This is a genomic window from Mycobacterium barrassiae, assembly GCF_025822765.1.
GTDB classification, from domain to species: domain Bacteria; phylum Actinomycetota; class Actinomycetes; order Mycobacteriales; family Mycobacteriaceae; genus Mycobacterium; species Mycobacterium barrassiae.
This window is the reverse complement of sequence record NZ_JACKUK010000012.1, coordinates 142,996-159,734: the sequence shown is the minus strand read 5'-3', so window position 1 is coordinate 159,734 and position 16,739 is coordinate 142,996. Positions and strand designations below refer to the sequence as shown.

15 protein-coding genes, 1 pseudogene and 1 riboswitch are annotated in these 16,739 nt (G+C 68.1%); of the genes and pseudogenes, 13 read left to right on the top strand and 3 right to left on the bottom strand.

Going from position 1 to position 16,739, the window contains the following annotated elements; translation table 11 throughout:
* Window positions 1-9: 9 nt before the first annotated feature.
* Both H7J93_RS03975 and H7J93_RS03970 read right to left on the bottom strand, forming a co-directional pair.
* On the bottom strand, window positions 10-183 hold the full coding sequence (locus tag H7J93_RS03975) for a hypothetical protein (protein ID WP_267304991.1): 174 nt from the start codon (window positions 181-183) through the stop codon (window positions 10-12).
* Between the two features lie 5 nt (window positions 184-188).
* Window positions 189-410 (bottom strand): annotated as a pseudogene (locus H7J93_RS03970) (FAD-dependent monooxygenase); the annotation flags it as partial.
* Window positions 411-448: 38 nt separating this feature from the next.
* On the opposite strand from H7J93_RS03970, the gene H7J93_RS03965 reads away from it, so the two are divergent.
* The 13 genes from H7J93_RS03965 (at window position 449) to H7J93_RS03905 (ending at window position 14,630) form a co-directional block, all read left to right on the top strand.
* Complete coding sequence (locus H7J93_RS03965) at window positions 449-2,092, top strand: acetolactate synthase (RefSeq protein WP_267304990.1); 1,644 nt, start codon at window positions 449-451, stop codon at window positions 2,090-2,092.
* 132 nt (window positions 2,093-2,224) lie between these two features.
* Window positions 2,225-4,549 (top strand): accessory Sec system translocase SecA2, encoded by a 2,325-nt coding sequence (gene secA2, locus H7J93_RS03960; RefSeq protein WP_267304989.1) that lies wholly within the window; start codon window positions 2,225-2,227, stop codon window positions 4,547-4,549.
* Between the two features lie 9 nt (window positions 4,550-4,558).
* Entirely contained in the window at window positions 4,559-5,182 is a 624-nt protein-coding gene (locus H7J93_RS03955) for a CDP-alcohol phosphatidyltransferase family protein (RefSeq protein WP_267304988.1), read from the top strand.
* Window positions 5,179-6,075: a DUF881 domain-containing protein gene (locus H7J93_RS03950; RefSeq protein ID WP_267304987.1), complete on the top strand. Its 897-nt coding sequence runs from the start codon at window positions 5,179-5,181 to the stop codon at window positions 6,073-6,075. Before H7J93_RS03955 ends, H7J93_RS03950 begins: the two co-directional genes overlap by 4 nt.
* Window positions 6,076-6,085: 10 nt before the next feature.
* Window positions 6,086-6,418: a small basic family protein gene (locus H7J93_RS03945; RefSeq protein WP_083150732.1), complete on the top strand. Its 333-nt coding sequence runs from the start codon at window positions 6,086-6,088 to the stop codon at window positions 6,416-6,418.
* An 8-nt stretch (window positions 6,419-6,426) separates the two neighbouring features.
* Window positions 6,427-7,245, top strand: a complete 819-nt coding sequence (locus H7J93_RS03940) for a DUF881 domain-containing protein (RefSeq protein ID WP_267304986.1) — start codon at window positions 6,427-6,429, stop codon at window positions 7,243-7,245.
* Between the two features lie 34 nt (window positions 7,246-7,279).
* A complete protein-coding gene (gene gcvH, locus H7J93_RS03935; protein ID WP_267304985.1) occupies window positions 7,280-7,675 on the top strand; it encodes a glycine cleavage system protein GcvH in 396 nt (131 codons plus the stop codon).
* A 166-nt stretch (window positions 7,676-7,841) separates the two neighbouring features.
* Window positions 7,842-8,318, top strand: coding sequence for a glycogen accumulation regulator GarA (gene garA / locus H7J93_RS03930; RefSeq protein WP_267304984.1), 477 nt, complete (start codon window positions 7,842-7,844; stop codon window positions 8,316-8,318).
* A 29-nt stretch (window positions 8,319-8,347) separates the two neighbouring features.
* A complete protein-coding gene (gene ftsR, locus H7J93_RS03925) occupies window positions 8,348-9,097 on the top strand; it encodes a transcriptional regulator FtsR (RefSeq protein ID WP_267304983.1) in 750 nt (249 codons plus the stop codon).
* Between the two features lie 48 nt (window positions 9,098-9,145).
* Window positions 9,146-9,640 carry a bifunctional nuclease family protein gene (locus tag H7J93_RS03920; RefSeq protein ID WP_267304982.1) on the top strand — a complete coding sequence of 165 codons (495 nt, stop codon included), beginning with the start codon at window positions 9,146-9,148 and terminating at the stop codon, window positions 9,638-9,640.
* Between the two features lie 228 nt (window positions 9,641-9,868).
* Complete coding sequence (locus H7J93_RS03915; RefSeq protein WP_267304981.1) at window positions 9,869-10,492, top strand: MerR family transcriptional regulator; 624 nt, start codon at window positions 9,869-9,871, stop codon at window positions 10,490-10,492.
* Between the two features lie 109 nt (window positions 10,493-10,601).
* Window positions 10,602-10,699, top strand: a riboswitch (glycine riboswitch).
* 151 nt (window positions 10,700-10,850) lie between these two features.
* Window positions 10,851-13,697, top strand: a complete 2,847-nt coding sequence (gene gcvP / locus H7J93_RS03910; protein WP_267304980.1) for an aminomethyl-transferring glycine dehydrogenase — start codon at window positions 10,851-10,853, stop codon at window positions 13,695-13,697.
* A gap of 57 nt (window positions 13,698-13,754) precedes the next feature.
* On the top strand, window positions 13,755-14,630 hold the full coding sequence (locus H7J93_RS03905) for an alpha/beta fold hydrolase (protein ID WP_267304979.1): 876 nt from the start codon (window positions 13,755-13,757) through the stop codon (window positions 14,628-14,630).
* Here the strand turns inward: H7J93_RS03905 and H7J93_RS03900 are convergent.
* Window positions 14,627-16,708, bottom strand: a complete 2,082-nt coding sequence (locus H7J93_RS03900; RefSeq protein ID WP_267304978.1) for a substrate-binding and VWA domain-containing protein — start codon at window positions 16,706-16,708, stop codon at window positions 14,627-14,629. The two genes, H7J93_RS03905 and H7J93_RS03900, sit on opposite strands and share 4 nt — an antisense overlap.
* Between the last annotated feature and the right edge of the window lie 31 nt (window positions 16,709-16,739).

Below are 16,739 nucleotides of genomic sequence, written 5' to 3'. Positions count from 1 at the left end.
GCAGTGGCCTCAACTGTGGGCGGCCGTCTCAGCCGAACGTGGTCCGAAGGTGTATCGAAGGTGTAGGGCCAGGCCGTCGAGGTCCGAGTGTGTGCCGGCGAAGCCGAGATAGCCGTCGCGAATGACAGGCAGAACGGTGGCGGCGACGTCGGCTCCCGGTGCGGCGATCAGGTAGACGCCCATGTCGCCTGCCCGACGTTCTCGCCGTTGACGTAGAGGATCTGTCCGTGCATCTGGATGGCCGCGTCCTGTATGCCCTCCGATTCGAAGACTTTGAGCGTACGGGGTTGGACGCCAACGGCTTTCGTGTACTGCGGTGGTTCGGCAAGCGGGTCGACGACGCGATAGTCGATGCCGCGCCGGACCAGCTCGATGGCCGCCGTGAGACCGACGGGACCGGCTCCGCCGATGAGGACGTCCGTGGTCCCGCGCTGATTATGCTGCCCTCATGGGCAACGACGCTCCGACGGTCAACGCCGGACACGTGATCGCGCGGCGGCTGCGGGCCAGCGGCATCGACACCATCTTCACGCTGTCCGGCGGCCACCTGTTCTCGATCTACGACGGCTGCCAGGCCGAGTACGTGCGCCTGATCGACACCCGGCATGAGCAGACGGCGGCGTTCGCGGCCGAGGGCTGGTCGAAGGTGACCCGGGTGCCGGGCGTCGCGGCCCTGACCGCCGGGCCCGGTGTCACCAACGGTATGAGCGCGATGGCCGCCGCCGCGCAGAACCAGTCGCCGCTGGTGGTGCTCGGCGGCCGGGCTCCTGCGCTGCGGTGGGGCCAGGGGTCGCTGCAGGAGATCGACCACGTGCCGTTCGTCGCGCCGCTGACCCGGTTCGCGGCGACCGCGGAGTCACCGGATGCGGTTGGCCCTCTGGTCGACGATGCGTTGCGGGCCGCGGCCGGGTCGGACGGGCAGCCGACGGGGGTGTCGTTCGTCGACTTTCCGATGGATTACGTGTTCGGCGAAGCCCATGACAACGGTGCACCCGGCGCGCTGGCGGGTCCCGCCGCGGTTGTCCAGCCCGATGGCAACGCCGTCGACGCGGCGGTGCGGCTGCTCATCGACGCGCGGCGACCGGTCATCATGGCGGGCACCAACGTCTGGTGGGGCCACGCCGAGACCGCCCTGCTGCGCCTGGCCGAAGCGCTGCGGATCCCCGTGCTGATGAACGGCATGGCGCGCGGCACCGTACCGGCCGATCACCAGCTCGCGTTCTCGCGTGCCCGGTCAAAAGCGTTGGGGGAGGCCGATGTTGCGGTGGTCATCGGCGTGCCGATGGACTTCCGGCTCGGCTTCGGCGGTGTGTTCGGGGCCGAGACCACGTTGATCGTGGCCGACCGCGTCGCACCCGAGCGACCGCATCCGCGCGCTGTCGCCGCCGAACTGTACGGCGACCTGACGACGATCCTGTCGGCACTGTCGGCGGCGTCGCCGACCGAGCATGAGGACTGGATTGCCGCTCTGCGCACCACGGAGACCGCCGCGCGGGCTGGTGAGGCCGCCGAGTTGGCCGACGACCGCACGCCGCTGCACCCGATGCGGGTCTACGCCGAGGTGAGCGCGCTGCTGGACCGGGACGCGATCGTCGTGATCGACGCAGGTGACTTCGGCTCGTACGCAGGCCGGGTCATCGACAGCTACGTGCCGGGCGCATGGTTGGACAGCGGACCGTTCGGCTGCCTGGGCTCCGGACCGGGTTACGCGCTGGCCGCCAAGCTGGCCCGACCCGATCGGCAGGTCGTCCTGCTGCAGGGGGACGGGGCGTTCGGATTCTCAGGTATGGAGTGGGATACGTTGGTGCGCCACGGAATTCACGTGGTTTCGGTGATCGGCAACAACGGCATCTGGGCGCTGGAGAAGCACCCCATGGAGATGCTGTACGGCTACTCGGTGGTGGCCGAACTGAGGCCGGGCACTCGCTACGACGAGGTGGTCACTGCGCTGGGCGGACACGGCGAGCTGGTGGCCGCACCCGCCGAGTTGCGTCCCGCGCTCGAGCGGGCGTTCTCCGCCGGACTGCCCGCGGTCGTCAACGCGCTGACCGATCCGACGGTGGCCTACCCGCGTCGGTCCAACCTCGCCTGACGCTTGCCGAGACTGCGCACAGATCGCGAGATCACGGATTTTCGCGATCTGGGCGCAGTCTCGACGTCCGGAGTGTGCGCGTCAGACACGCACTGTCGCGGAGTAAGTGGAGGCGCCGCGTACCGTAAAGCTGTGGCGAAGACGAAGACCCGCACCTCAGGACGTGTCAGCAGTCGCTTTTGGCGGATGCTCGGGGCGAGCACCGAACGGGATCAGGCGTCGTCGATGGCGCAGGTCCGCGAATCGGCGGAGTTCGACGAGAAGGCCGCCGACCTCGACGACGAGGAACTGCTGAAGGCCGCGAAGCTGCTGAACCTGGACGACCTGGCCGATTCCGCGGACATCCCGCAGTTCCTGGCGATCGCGCGTGAGGCATCCAAGCGGACCACCACGTTGCGACCGTTCGACGTCCAGTTGCAGGCCGCCCTGCGGATGCTGGCCGGCGACGTCGTCGAGATGGCCACCGGTGAGGGCAAGACCCTGGCTGGCGCGATCGCCGCGGCCGGCTATGCGATCGGCGGCCGCCGCGTACACGTCATCACCATCAACGACTACCTGGCCCGCCGCGACGCCGAATGGATGGGCCCGCTGATCGGGGCCCTGGGCCTGACGGTCGGCTGGGTCACCGCCGACTCGACGCCCGAGGAGCGGCGCAAGGCCTACAAATGCGACGTCACCTACGGCTCGGTCAACGAGATCGGCTTCGACGTCCTGCGCGACCAGTTGGTCACCGACGTCGAGGACTTGGTGTCACCCAACCCCGATGTGGCGTTGGTCGACGAGGCCGACTCGGTGCTCGTCGACGAGGCGCTGGTCCCGCTGGTGCTCGCAGGCACCACGCACCGCGAGACGCCGAAGGTCGAGATCATCCGAATGGTCGGCGAGCTGACCGAGGGCGAGGACTTCGAGACCGACTCGGACAGCCGCAACGTCCACCTCACCGAGAAAGGTGCGCAGAAGCTCGAGGCCAAGCTCGGCGGCATCGACCTGTACTCCGAGGAACACGTCGGCTCGACCCTGACCGAGATCAACGTCGCGCTGCACGCGCACGTCCTGCTGCAGCGCGATGTGCACTACATCGTCCGCGACGACGCGGTGCACCTCATCAACTCCTCCCGCGGCCGGATCGCGCAGTTGCAGCGCTGGCCCGACGGGCTTCAGGCCGCGGTGGAGGCCAAGGAGGGCATCGAGACCACCGAGACCGGTGAGGTGCTCGACACGATCACGGTGCAGGCGCTGATCGACCGATACCCCACGGTGTGCGGGATGACAGGCACCGCGCTGGCTGCGGGCGAGCAGCTGCGCCAGTTCTACAAGCTCGGTGTGTCCCCGATCCCGCCGAACACCCCGAACATTCGCGAGGACGAGCCGGACCGCGTGTACGTCACGGCGGCCGCCAAGAACGACGCGATCGTCGAGCACATCATCGAGGTGCACAAGACCCGACAACCGATCCTGGTGGGTACCCGCGACGTCGCCGAGTCCGAGGACCTGCACGAGCGGCTGGTCAAGGCCGGTGTCCCCGCCGTCGTGCTCAACGCCAAGAACGACGCCGAGGAGGCCGCCGTCATCGCCGAGGCGGGCAAGCTCGGCGCGGTGACCGTGTCCACCCAGATGGCGGGCCGCGGCACCGACATCCGGCTCGGCGGGTCCGACGAAACCGACCATGACGAGGTCGCCGAACTCGGCGGGCTGCACGTCATCGGCACCGGCCGGCACAACACCGAGCGGCTGGACAACCAGCTGCGCGGACGCGCCGGCCGCCAGGGCGATCCCGGCTCGTCGGTGTTCTTCTCCAGCTGGGAGGACGACGTGGTCGCCGCGCACCTCGAAGCGAGCAAGCTGCCGATGCAGACCGACGAGGACGGCCGCATCACCAACCCGAGGGCAGCGACCCTGCTCGACCACGCTCAGCGGGTCGCCGAGGGCCGTATGCTCGACGTGCACGCCAACACCTGGCGCTACAACCAGCTGATCGCGCAGCAGCGCGCCATCCTCGTCGAGCGCCGCAACACCCTGCTGCGCACCCCGACCGCACGCGACGAACTGCGCGAGCTGTCGCCGGACCGCTACGAAGAGCTGGCCGAGGAGATCGGCGAGGAGAAGCTCGAGAAGATCAGCCGCCTGATCATGCTGTACCACTTGGACCGCGGCTGGGCAGACCACCTCGCGTTTCTGGCCGACATCCGGGAGAGCATCCATCTGCGCGCCCTCGGCAGGCAGAACCCGCTGGACGAGTTCCACCGGATGGCCGTCGATGCGTTCGCCTCGCTGGCGGCCGACGCGATCGAGGCCGCCCAACAGACCTTCGACACCGCCCAATCCATCGAGGACGAGCCCGGAATCGACCTGTCCAAGCTCGCGCGCCCGACCTCGACGTGGACGTACATGGTGCACGACAACCCGCTCGCCGATGACACGCTGTCGGCACTGAGCCTGCCCGGAGTATTCCGCTAGTTTCTACCTATGGAGGAGCCGCCGGGCCGGCGATCTCAGACGGGGGCCGCGCAGACGTCGCAATCCCGGGTGCTGACGGTGCCCAATGCGCTCAGTGCGCTCCGCCTGGTGCTGGTGCCGGTGTTCCTGTGGTTGCTGCTCGTGGCGAACGAGAACGCCTGGGCGGTGGCGGTCCTCATGTTCAGCGGGTTCTCGGACTGGGCTGACGGCAAGATCGCGCGACTGGTCGACAACCAGTCGTCGAGGCTCGGCGAGCTGTTGGATCCGGCCGTCGACCGCATCTACATGGTCGCCGTCCCGATCGCCCTGGCGATCCACGGGTCGGTGCCGTGGTGGATCGTGCTGACCCTGCTCGGACGCGACGTCGTGCTCGCCGCGACGCTGCCGCTGCTGCGCAGCAGGGGACTGACCGCGCTGCCGGTCACCTACATCGGCAAGGCCGCGACCTTCGCGCTGATGTCCGGGTTCCCGCTGATCCTGCTCGGCCAGTGGGATGCGCTGTGGAGCCGGGTGATCCTCGCGTGCGGCTGGGCGTTCCTGATCTGGGGCCTGGCGATGTACCTCTGGTCGGGCGTGCTCTATCTGATCCAGGTGTCGATGGTGATGCGCCGCATGCCGAAGGTAGGACGATGACGCATCTCGGCGGCTACGACCCGAACGCCGGTCGCAGCGCCCACGACGCGGACAAGCCGGCCCTGATCCCGGTGCCGTCGCTGCTGCGCTCCCTGCTGTCGGACCACCTCGATCCGGGCTACCAGGCGGCGGCCGACGCGAAGAAACAGGGCAAACGGCGCAAGCGGTGGCAGTCGTGGGCGTGGCAGATTGCAGGGGCGCTGTTGATCGCGCTGGTTTTCGTGGCCGCGGTCGCCCAGGCCCGGTCGACCGCACCAGGCGTACGTGAGACGCAACAGGTCCTCTCCGGCAGCGTGCGTGTCGCCGAAACAGACGTCGCGGGCGCCTCCGCTCGACGCGACGACCTGGCGGCGGAAGTGGACACCGTGCGGCGTCAACGCCTCGAGGGTGACGCGCGCGGCCAGCAACTGCTCGGCCAACTCGACGAATCGAACTTAGACGCGGCCGCGACCCCCGTCATCGGGCCGGGCCTGGAGATCACCGTCACGGATCCCGGGATGTCGAGAGACCTCACCGACGTGTCCAAGGAGCGCGTGCCCGGTAGCCAGCAGGTGATCCTGGACCGCGATCTGCAGCTGGTGGTCAATTCGCTGTGGGCCAGCGGTGCGGAGGCGGTTTCGGTGGGCGGCGTGCGGATGGGGCCGAACGTGACGATCCGGCAGGCGGGCGGCGGCATCCTGGTCGACAATCAACCGATCAGCAGCCCCTACGTCATCCTCGCGGTCGGACCGCCGAATGCGGTGCGGGATGGCTTCGAGCGCAGTCCCGGTCTGCAGCGCCTGCGCCTGCTGGAGACCTCGTATGGAGTGGGAGTCACGGTGAGCACCTCGGAGGCGCTCACCCTGCCGGCCAGCCCGGTCCGGGATGTCAACTTCGCCAAGGAGATTGGATGAGTCCAGACAAATGATCGGAATCGTCGCACTCGTCATCGGCATCGCGCTGGGGTTGGTGTTCCACCCCGAGGTGCCCGAGTTCGTACAGCCGTACCTCCCGATCGCCGTCGTCGCCGCGTTGGACGCCGTGTTCGGTGGTCTGCGGGCCTATCTGGAGCGCATCTTCGACTCGAAAGTGTTCGTGGTGTCCTTCGTGTTCAACGTGTTGGTCGCCGCGCTGATCGTCTACCTGGGAGATCAGCTCGGCGTCGGGACGCAGCTGTCCACCGCGATCGTCGTCGTCCTCGGCATCCGGATCTTCGGAAACGCAGCCGCCTTGCGGCGCAGACTATTCGGCGCGTGACATAAGCGATGAGTGACGAGTCGCCACACCGTTCCGATGCCGACCAGCACGGCCGCCACGAGCTGCCGCCCGACGCGCCGGCGCCCGAGATCGGCAAACTGCACGCCGGTGGCGTCGCCGGGGTCGTGCAGCGCGGCCGGACGCAGATCATCTTCGGCGCACTGGGCGTGCTGCTCTGTCTGCTGCTGGGTGTCGCGATCATCACCCAGGTGCGGCAGACCGACTCGGGCGATGCGCTGGAGAACGCCCGGCCCGCCGACCTGCTGGTACTGCTGGACTCGCTGCAGCAACGCGAGGCGGCGCTGAACACCGAAGTGGCCGACCTGCAGCGCACGCTGGCGCAACTCCAGGCCTCCGGATCCAGCGATCAGGCCGCGATCGAAAACGCCCAGGCCCGGCTGGCGGCATTGTCGATCCTGATCGGCACGGTGCCCGCCACCGGTCCCGGCGTGACGCTGACCATCACCGACACCACCCCCGGCGTACCGGCCGAGACCATGCTCGACGTGATCAACGAGCTGCGCAATGCCGGGGCCGAGGCGATGGAGATTCGCGGGGGAGGTTCGGAGGTCCGGGTGGGCCTGGACACCTGGGTCGTCGGAGTCCCCGGCGCGCTCGTCGTCGACAGCGTGACGCTCAACCCGCCGTATTCGGTTACCGCGATTGGTGATCCGCCGACGCTGGCCGCGGCCCTGAACATTCCCGGCGGCGCGATGGACAGTGTCGAACGCGTCGGCGGCACGATGAGCGTGCAGCAGGCGGAGCGTGTGGACGTCACCGCCTTGCGGCAACCGAAACCTCGCCAATACGCTCAGCCAGTCAAATGACGGTGAAAACGCGGAAGAGAGACCTAGGAGCGCCGTGAGCGAAATCCCAGCCGACCTGTACTACACCGAGGAGCACGAGTGGGTGCAGCGTACCGGTGATGACACCGTCCGCGTCGGCATCACCGATTACGCGCAGTCCGCGCTCGGGGATGTGGTGTTCGTCCAGTTGCCCGACGTCGGCGCCGAGGTCACCGCGGGCGAGTCGTTCGGCGAGGTGGAATCGACGAAGTCGGTGTCGGATCTGTACGCGCCGGTCAGCGCGAAAGTCGTTGCGGTGAATGGTGATCTGGAGGCTAACCCGCAGCTCGTCAACTCGGAGCCCTACGGCGGAGGTTGGCTGATCGACCTGCAACTCGACGCCGACGCGTTGAACGACGGGCTGGGCAAGCTTCTCGATGCCGACGGCTACCGCGCCACCGTGGCCGAATGACGGGTTGTTAGGGTTTTCCCGACTGGGGATACCAACCAGAGGCGGATCCGGCGGTGGTGGACACAATCGCGTCCACCTCACGGTACGGTCGACACCAGACGAACTTCGGCTGCGGGTTTGGCCTGATATGCCTGAATACGCCACAGCGGCTAGTGAGGAGCAGCGGGTGACGGACAAGGACCAGAATTCTGGGGCGGACCAGACGTCTGATGATCTCACCGTGGAAACGACATCTGTCTTTCGCGCGGACTTCCTCAACGAACTGGACGCTCCGGCGGCGGCGGGCACCGAAGGTGCGGTCACGGGGGTCGAGGGCCTACCCGTGGGCTCCGCACTGCTGGTCGTCAAGCGGGGGCCCAACGCCGGTTCGCGGTTCCTGCTCGACCAGCCCACCACATCGGCGGGTCGGCATCCCGACAGCGACATCTTCCTCGATGATGTGACCGTGAGCCGCCGTCACGCGGAGTTCCGACTCGAAGGCAACGAGTTCCAGGTCGTTGATGTCGGCAGTCTCAACGGCACCTACGTCAACCGTGAGCCCGTGGACTCCGCGGTGCTCTCCAACGGCGACGAGGTGCAGATCGGCAAGTTCCGCCTGGTGTTCCTCACCGGGCCCAAGAGCGACGACAACGGCGGCAGCTAGTGGTCGATGAGCGCACTCCCGACGAGTAAATGAGCCAGCCCGACACCCCCGCTCTGACTGGGATGTCGATCGGCGCGGTTCTGGATCTGCTGCGACCGGACTTCCCGGATGTGACCATTTCCAAGATTCGATTCTTGGAGGCCGAAGGACTGGTCACCCCGGAGCGCACGGCGTCGGGCTACCGTCGGTTCACCGCGTACGACTGCGCTCGCCTGCGCTTCATTCTGACCGCTCAACGCGACCAGTACCTGCCACTGAAGGTCATCAAGGCCCAGCTGGACGCCCAGCCTGACGGGGAATTACCGCAGAGCGGATCCGCTTACGGCATACCGCGTTTGGTGCCGGTGACCGGTGCCTTGACGGACGCCGCAGACGCTGCGGGCGGCCAGGGCGGCGTGGCACCCACCCAGGTGCGGTTGTCGCGCGAGGATTTACGCACCCGTTCCGGCGTCGACGACGAACTCATCACCGCGCTGGTCAAGGCGGGGGTGATCAAGACCGGGCCTGGCGGCTTCTTCGATGAGCACTCCGTGCTGATCGCCCAGTGCGCTCGCGCGCTGGCGGAGTACGGCGTCGAGCCGCGGCATCTGCGGGCGTTCCGCTCGGCAGCCGACCGTCAGTCCGATCTGATCGCGCAGATCGCAGGACCGGTGGTGAAGGCGGACAAGGCGGGCGCGAGGGATCGTGCCGACGATCTGGCGCGTGAGGTGGCGGCGCTGGCCATCACTCTGCACACGTCGCTGATCAAGTCGGCGGTGCGCGACGTTCTCGACCGCTGAGGATTAGACTCGAATCTGCAGGCATCTCAGCGCGAAGGGCGGACACAGATGGGCGAGGTTCGTGTAGTCGGCATTCGCGTGGAGCAGCCCCAGAACCAGCCGGTTCTGCTGCTCCGCGAGTCCAACGGCGACCGCTACCTACCGATCTGGATAGGTCAGTCGGAGGCGGCGGCGATCGCACTCGAACAGCAGGGTGTGGAGCCGGCACGGCCGCTCACACACGACCTCATCCGGGATGTCATTGGCGCGCTTGGTCATTCGCTCAAAGAGGTGCGCATCGTCGACCTGCAGGAGGGTACGTTCTACGCCGACCTGATCTTCGATCGCGACATCAAGGTGTCGGCGCGTCCTTCGGATTCGGTGGCGATCGCGCTGCGGGTCGGCGTGCCGATCTATGTCGAAGAGGCGGTGCTCGCCGAGGCCGGGCTGCTGATTCCGGATGAGAACGACGAGGAAGCCACCGGTGCGGTGCGCGAGGACGAGGTCGAGAAGTTCAAGGAATTCCTCGACAGCGTGTCGCCCGACGATTTCAAGGCGACCTAGCCGCACTTCGGGTCGCCTTTTCGTGCGGTTTTGTCACGGATGCGTCTCGTCGGCCTCGACACGCGGGGCGGGTTTCTCCGAACGGGGAAGCGGGCAGCCATACTCTGATGGTCGGACCTGCTGATGGCCAGTCTCGGGCCCGGCGAAAGCGTATGCTCGACACATTCGGGCTTGGGCAAACGTGCTGCCATGCAGGTCACAAAGCGAGACCGGCGAGAGGATTCGAAAGTGGGAGACACGCCACGTCAAGAGGAATTCGACCTGTCCTCTGCCAGCGGTCCCGCCGAATCGGGGGTCACCGTATCGGAAGCACCAGTGCAGGCAGGTCTGTTCCCTGACGACTCCGTACCCGACGAGCTCGTCGGCTACCGCGGCCCCAGTGCATGCCAGATCGCCGGAATCACCTACCGGCAGCTCGACTACTGGGCACGCACCTCGCTGGTCGTGCCGTCCATCCGCAGCGCCGCCGGTTCGGGCAGCCAGCGGCTCTACTCGTTCAAGGACATCCTCGTCCTCAAGATCGTCAAGCGCCTGCTGGACACCGGCATCTCGCTGCACAACATCCGCGTCGCCGTCGATCACCTGCGTCAGCGCGGCGTCCGCGACCTCGCCAACATCACGCTGTTCTCCGACGGCACCACGGTCTATGAATGCACCTCGGCCGAGGAGGTGGTCGACCTTTTGCAGGGCGGCCAGGGCGTGTTCGGTATCGCGGTGTCGGGCGCCATGCGCGAGCTGACCGGCGCGATCGCCGACTTCCCAGGTGAGCGCGCCGACGGCGGCGAATCCATCGCCGCGCCCGAGGACGAACTGGCGTCTCGGCGCAAGCACCGCGACCGCAAGATCGGCTAGTTCCCGCCCCGCGAAACTGCGGGGAGATCGCGAAAATCGCCGAACCCGCGATCTGTGCGCACTCTCGGCGCGGCTATTGCGGCGCCCACCGGTAAACTCGTCACCGCATCGCCCTTGTGCGGGAGAGTTCCGTGGTCGCCAGCCGCGGACGCCGAAGGAGCAACACCTCTCCGTCAACCTCTCAGGCACCCGGACCGCACAGGGCCCCGATGCCTCTGGAAAGTGGTGGGCCCAGGTCCACCCGCCCATGGGGAAAGGCTTCGTCGCGCTGCGCGGGTCGCCGAATCTCTCAGGCACCGACGACAGAGGGAGAGGAGCCCAACGGTTCTGACCCTTCACGCGTCTGGAGCAATCGCCGGTGTCCGACCAGAACGACTCATTCACCTTCGCCGCACGGCATATCGGCCCTGACGCCGACGCCGTCGCCACCATGCTCACCACCATCGGCGTCGGCTCCCTCGACGAACTCGCCGAAAAGGCGTTGCCCGCGGGCATCCTCGACGCGCTGACCGCCGATCAGGTGGCGCCCGGTCTGGATCAGCTGCCGCCGGCGGCCACAGAGGACGAGGCGCTCGCGGAACTGCGGGCGCTCGCCGACGCGAACACGATCGCGGTGTCGATGATCGGGCAGGGCTACTTCGACACGCTCACCCCGCCGGTGTTGCGCCGCAACATACTTGAGAACCCCGCGTGGTACACGGCGTATACGCCGTATCAGCCCGAGATCAGCCAGGGCCGACTCGAGGCGTTGCTCAACTTCCAGACCATGGTCAGCGACCTGACCGGGCTCGAGGTCGCCAACGCGTCCATGCTCGACGAGGGCACCGCCGCCGCCGAGGCGATGACGCTGATGCACCGTGCGGTGCGCGGGTCGTCGAACCGGCTGGTCGTTGACGCCGACGTGTACCGCCAGACCGCCGCCGTGTTGGCCACCCGTGCGAAGCCGCTCGGCATCGAGATCGTCACCGCCGACCTGCGACAGGGCCTGCCCGACGGCGAGTTCTTCGGCGTCATCGTCCAACTGCCGGGTGCCGGCGGCGCGATCGTCGACTGGACCGAACTGGTGACGCAGGCCCACGACCGGGGTGCACTGGTGGCCATCGGCGCCGACCTGCTCGCACTGACGCTGATCACCCCGCCCGGTGAGATCGGCGCCGACGTCGCGTTCGGCAGCACCCAGAGATTCGGCGTCCCAATGGGATTCGGTGGACCGCACGCCGGTTACCTCGCCGTGCACGCCAAGCATGCCCGCCAACTGCCCGGCCGTCTGGTTGGTGTGTCACTCGACGCCGACGGCGCTCCCGCGTACCGGTTGGCGCTGCAGACCCGCGAGCAGCACATCCGCCGCGACAAGGCGACCAGCAACATCTGCACCGCTCAGGTGCTGCTCGCGGTGATGGCCGCGATGTACGCCAGCTATCACGGTGCCGAGGGGTTGACCGCGATCGCACGGCGGGTGCACGCGCACGCCGGGGCACTGGCCGCCGGTTTGGCCAAGGGCGGTGTCGAGGTGGTGCACAGCGCGATCTTCGACACGGTGCTGGCCCGCGTTCCCGGTCGGGCTGCGGAGGTTCGCGACAACGCCAAGGCGCACGGCGTGAACATCTGGCTGGTCGACGCTGACCATGTGTCGGTGTCGTGCGACGAGGCCACCACGGCGCAGCACGTCGACACCGCGCTGTCGGCGTTCGGCGTGACCGCGGCAGACGGGTTCGACGGACCCGCCATCGAGACCCGCACCTCGGAGTTCCTGACGCACCCGGCGTTCACCAGGTACCGCACCGAAACCGAGATGATGCGCTACCTGCGGTCCCTGGCGGACAAGGATATTGCGTTGGACCGCAGCATGATTCCGCTCGGGTCGTGCACCATGAAGCTCAACGCGGCCGCCGAGATGGAGCCGATCACCTGGCCCGAATTCGCCAGGCAGCATCCGTTCGCTCCGGCATCCGACACTCCCGGACTGCGCAAGCTGATCGCCGACATCGAGACCTGGTTGACGGCCATCACCGGCTATGACGCGGTGTCGCTGCAGCCCAACGCGGGCTCGCAGGGGGAGTACGCCGGACTGCTGGCGATCCAGGCCTATCACCTCAGCCGCGGCGATTCGCAGCGCAACATCTGCCTCATCCCGTCGTCCGCGCACGGCACCAACGCCGCATCGGCCGCGCTGGCGGGGATGCGGGTCGTCGTGGTGGGTTGCCGCGAGAACGGTGACGTCGATCTCGACGATCTGCGCGCCAAGATCGCCGAGCACGCGGAAAGCGTTGCGGCGCTGATGATCACCTATCCGTCGACCCACGGTGTCTACGAGCACGACGTCGCCGACATCTGCGCCGCGGTCCACGATGTGGGCGGCCAGGTCTACGTCGACGGGGCGAACCTCAACGCGCTGGTCGGGTTGGCGCGGCCGGGCCGGTTCGGCGGCGACGTCAGCCATCTCAACCTGCACAAGACGTTCTGCATCCCGCACGGCGGCGGCGGTCCCGGTGTCGGACCGGTCGCGGTGCGTGCGCATCTCGCGCCCTATCTGCCGGGGCACCCGCTGGTCGACGAACTCGGCGACGACCTGACGGTGTCGGCGGCGCCGTACGGGTCGGCGTCGATCCTGCCGATCACCTGGGCCTATATCCGGATGATGGGGGCCGGTGGCCTACGCGCGGCGTCGCTGACGGCGATCGCGTCGGCCAACTACATCGCCCGCCGCCTCGACGAGTACTACCCGGTGCTGTACACCGGCGAGAACGGCATGGTGGCCCACGAGTGCATCCTCGATCTGCGGGGCATCACCAAGCAGACCGGCGTCACCGTCGATGATGTGGCAAAACGGCTGGCGGACTGCGGGTTCCACGCTCCGACGATGAGCTTCCCGGTGGCGGGCACGCTGATGGTCGAGCCGACGGAGAGCGAAAGCCTGGCCGAGGTCGACGCGTTCTGCGAGGCGATGATCGCGATCCGCGGCGAGATCGACGCCGTGGCGGCGGGTACGTGGCCGGTCGACGACAACCCGATGCGTGGCGCGCCGCACACCGCGGAATGCCTGCTGGTGTCCGACTGGGGCCACGCCTACACCCGCGAGCAGGCGGCCTATCCGCTCGGCAAGTCCTTCCGCCCGAAGGTGTGGCCGCCGGTGCGTCGCATCGACGGCGCGTACGGCGACCGCAACCTGATGTGCTCGTGCCCGCCGGTGGAGGCGTTCGCCTGACCTGCCGGCGCGTCGAATTGTGCGGGTGACCCACGTTCGGCGGCTAGGGTTCGTGGCGTGTTACCCCGAAGTGTGGAGCAGTGGAGCGACGGTGGCTCCTGGTTGAGCGTTGCCGCTGGCCGAGTGTTCGTCCGTTCGGCGCCGGGCGAGGGCCCGACGATCCTGCTGCTGCACGGCTACCCGTCCAGTTCGTACGACTACCGCGAGGTCGTTCCGCACCTCGGCGGCCGGGCGTGGGTGACCCTGGACTTTCTGGGCTTCGGGCTGTCGGACAAACCGCGGCCGCACAACTACAGCCTGCTCGAACAGGCCGACATCGTCCAAGCCGTGGTGGCCGAGACGACCTCGGGTCCGGTGGAACTGATCGCGCACGACATGGGCACGTCGGTGGCCACCGAACTGCTGGCGCGAGATCTGCAGGGGCAGTTGCCGTTCGAGCTGTCGCGCGCGGTGATCGGCAATGGCAGCGTGATCCTGCACCGGGCCAGCCTGCGGCCCGCCCAGAAGCTGCTTCGCGGCCCGCTCGGGCCGATCCTCGCGCTGCTGTCCAATGCGTCGTCGTACCAGCGCGAGTTCGCAAAGCTGTTCAGTGCCGACCATCCGTTGACCAAAGAGGAGGCGGAAGCGCAGTGGGCGCTCTGGTCGTACAACGACGGCCACCGCATCCCGCACCGGCTCATCGCCTACCTCGACGAACGCGTCCGCTATGCCACGCGGTGGCACGGCGCGGTGCGGGACTGGACCAAGCCGCTGAGCTTCCTGTGGGCGCTCGAGGATCCCGTCGCGACCACGAACGTGCTCGACGGGCTCCGCGAACTGCGGCCCGCGGCAGCCGTTGTCGAACTGCCCGGGGTCGGGCACTACCCGCAGGTCGAGGTGCCGGAGGAGTTCACCCGCGCGGCGATGGCCCTGCTGTCAACAGCGTCGCGCTAGGACGTGGCGGCCGTGATCGCCGACGTCAGCTCCGGGCCCGCCGAGCTGTCCAGGTTCTGATACTTGCCGCGGGTGGTCTGCGCCACCGCCTCCCACGTCGCGCGGTCGGCGTCGCCACCGAAATCGATCACGTTCACCGCGACCGGGCGGGCGGGGTCGAACGCGCCGCGGATGTAATCCTGTAGTCCCTGGCCGTTCAGCGTCTGGTCCGTGTGCGGGCCGGTGGTGATGACGAGGACCGAATTCGGCTGGCCCTCACGGAAATTCGTCTTGGCCTGCTCATAGACCAGCCGCAGCGTGGTGAACGAGACCGCACCGCCGCTCAAGGGCGTCTGGCCACTGAGCTCAGCGTTCAGCACGGCCGACCGCGGCCTGCCGTCGAGCTGGTCGGACAGCGGGCCGAATGGCACCTGAGACTGACCCTGGACACCGTCGAATGTCCACAATCCGACCGCGGAGTTCGGCGCCAGCGCCTGCAGTCGCGCGTCGAGCGCCGCGGTCACGTTCGCCAGCCGCGATCCCGTGCCCTCGACGGCCGGCATCGACTGGTCGAGCATGATGGTCACCGCCGGGCTCTGCGCCGGTGCGGTCAGCGCGTTGGCAAGCGTGACGCGCATCGCGTTGTCGCCCACCGACAATGGCGCCGAAAGGGGAGCGAAGTCGGTGACGTCGCTCGCGGGCGGGGTGTCGCCGTCGGTGCGGAAGCCGGCCTTGGCGAGTTCGGCCAGTTGATCCGGCTTGCGCATGAAGCGCGCGAACTCGCTAGCGGCTGCCACCTGCTCCTGCGACAGCCACTCGCCGGCCAGCAGCGCCGTCGGGTAGTCCGCTACCGGCGTGGGCCCGGGCGGCAGCCACGACGTCACCGTGTTCTTGGCGTCGGTCAGTGTGGTGCCGCGTTGGAAGAGCTGTTGCTCGGTGACGACGACGGCATGCACCGGCGCGTCCGCGGGATCGGTCGCCTTCAGCAGCGCGTCCATCGCCGTCGCGGCCTTCGTGTCCGCCAGCTTCGGCTGACCTGCGACCAGCTGGCTCACCGCCCCGATGCCGGCGCTCGGCGGTGCGCCCGCGGGTGCGGCCGCCGCCGCGACCGCTTCGGCCGCGAGGTAGGAGGCATCGCTGTCGCCGGACATCGGCAGCGCCAACCGCAACGCGCCCCAGCCCGGCCGACCCAGCCCGTCCAGTGCGGTGGGGTTGGTCTGCAGCGCCGGCAACGTGGCCCAGTTCTGTTGTTTCAGCGCGTCTTTGAGCTCTGGTCTGATCGCCAGCACGACGGGCGAGGTGACCAGCGATCGGGCATCGCTGATGGTCTGCTCCCCGGCGCTGGCCTCGAGGCGCGCGGCCGAGATCGAGCTGGCCGGGATCCACAGCGCGGGCTGCTCACCAAGGTCGGACGGCCATTTCTCGTTGAATCCGTTGACCACCTGATCGGAGTCGGCCGGCGTCACGCCGACCTTCACGCAGCGGTCGCCGACCGGCGCGGCGTTCTGGTTGTAGCGGTCGGCCAGGGTCTTGATCTGGTCGGCGATGGAGGGGTCGGCGACGACGGCGACGCCGACCTCACCGTTGACGCACCGGGCCGCTGCGACATCACTGCGATCGGAGAGTGCGTCGCCGAAGAAGCGCCACAAGATGATCGCGCCGACCACCACGACGACGGTGACAAGGGCGATGATCACGCCGATGCTGACGCCGCGCCTGCCCGGCGTCACCGCGCGGTGGCTGCCCGTCCATTCACCGCCGTCCCAGTCCCCGCCGTGTTGGCGACCGGAGCGCGGACGATTGGGCGGCGGAGTAGACGACCCGACACGACGCAGGTCGAAACCCGAGGATTCCGGTTCGTCATCGCGGTAAATGTCATCGCTCGAAACGTCGTCGCGGTAAACGTCATCGCTCGAAACGTCGTCGCGGTAAACGTCGTCGCTGAATACGTCGTCGTCCGACCTGGCCGCTCGGGAGCCGTAGCCGGATCCGTAACCGGGCCCGGAATCCTCGGCCTGGCCGAACCGCGTGGTCTCGGTTTCGTCGTGCTGCTCTTCGCCGGCCGAATCCTCGGGGTCGGGAATGCTATGCCTGCCCACAGAAGCCCTTGTGCTCGCTACGTCGACGGGT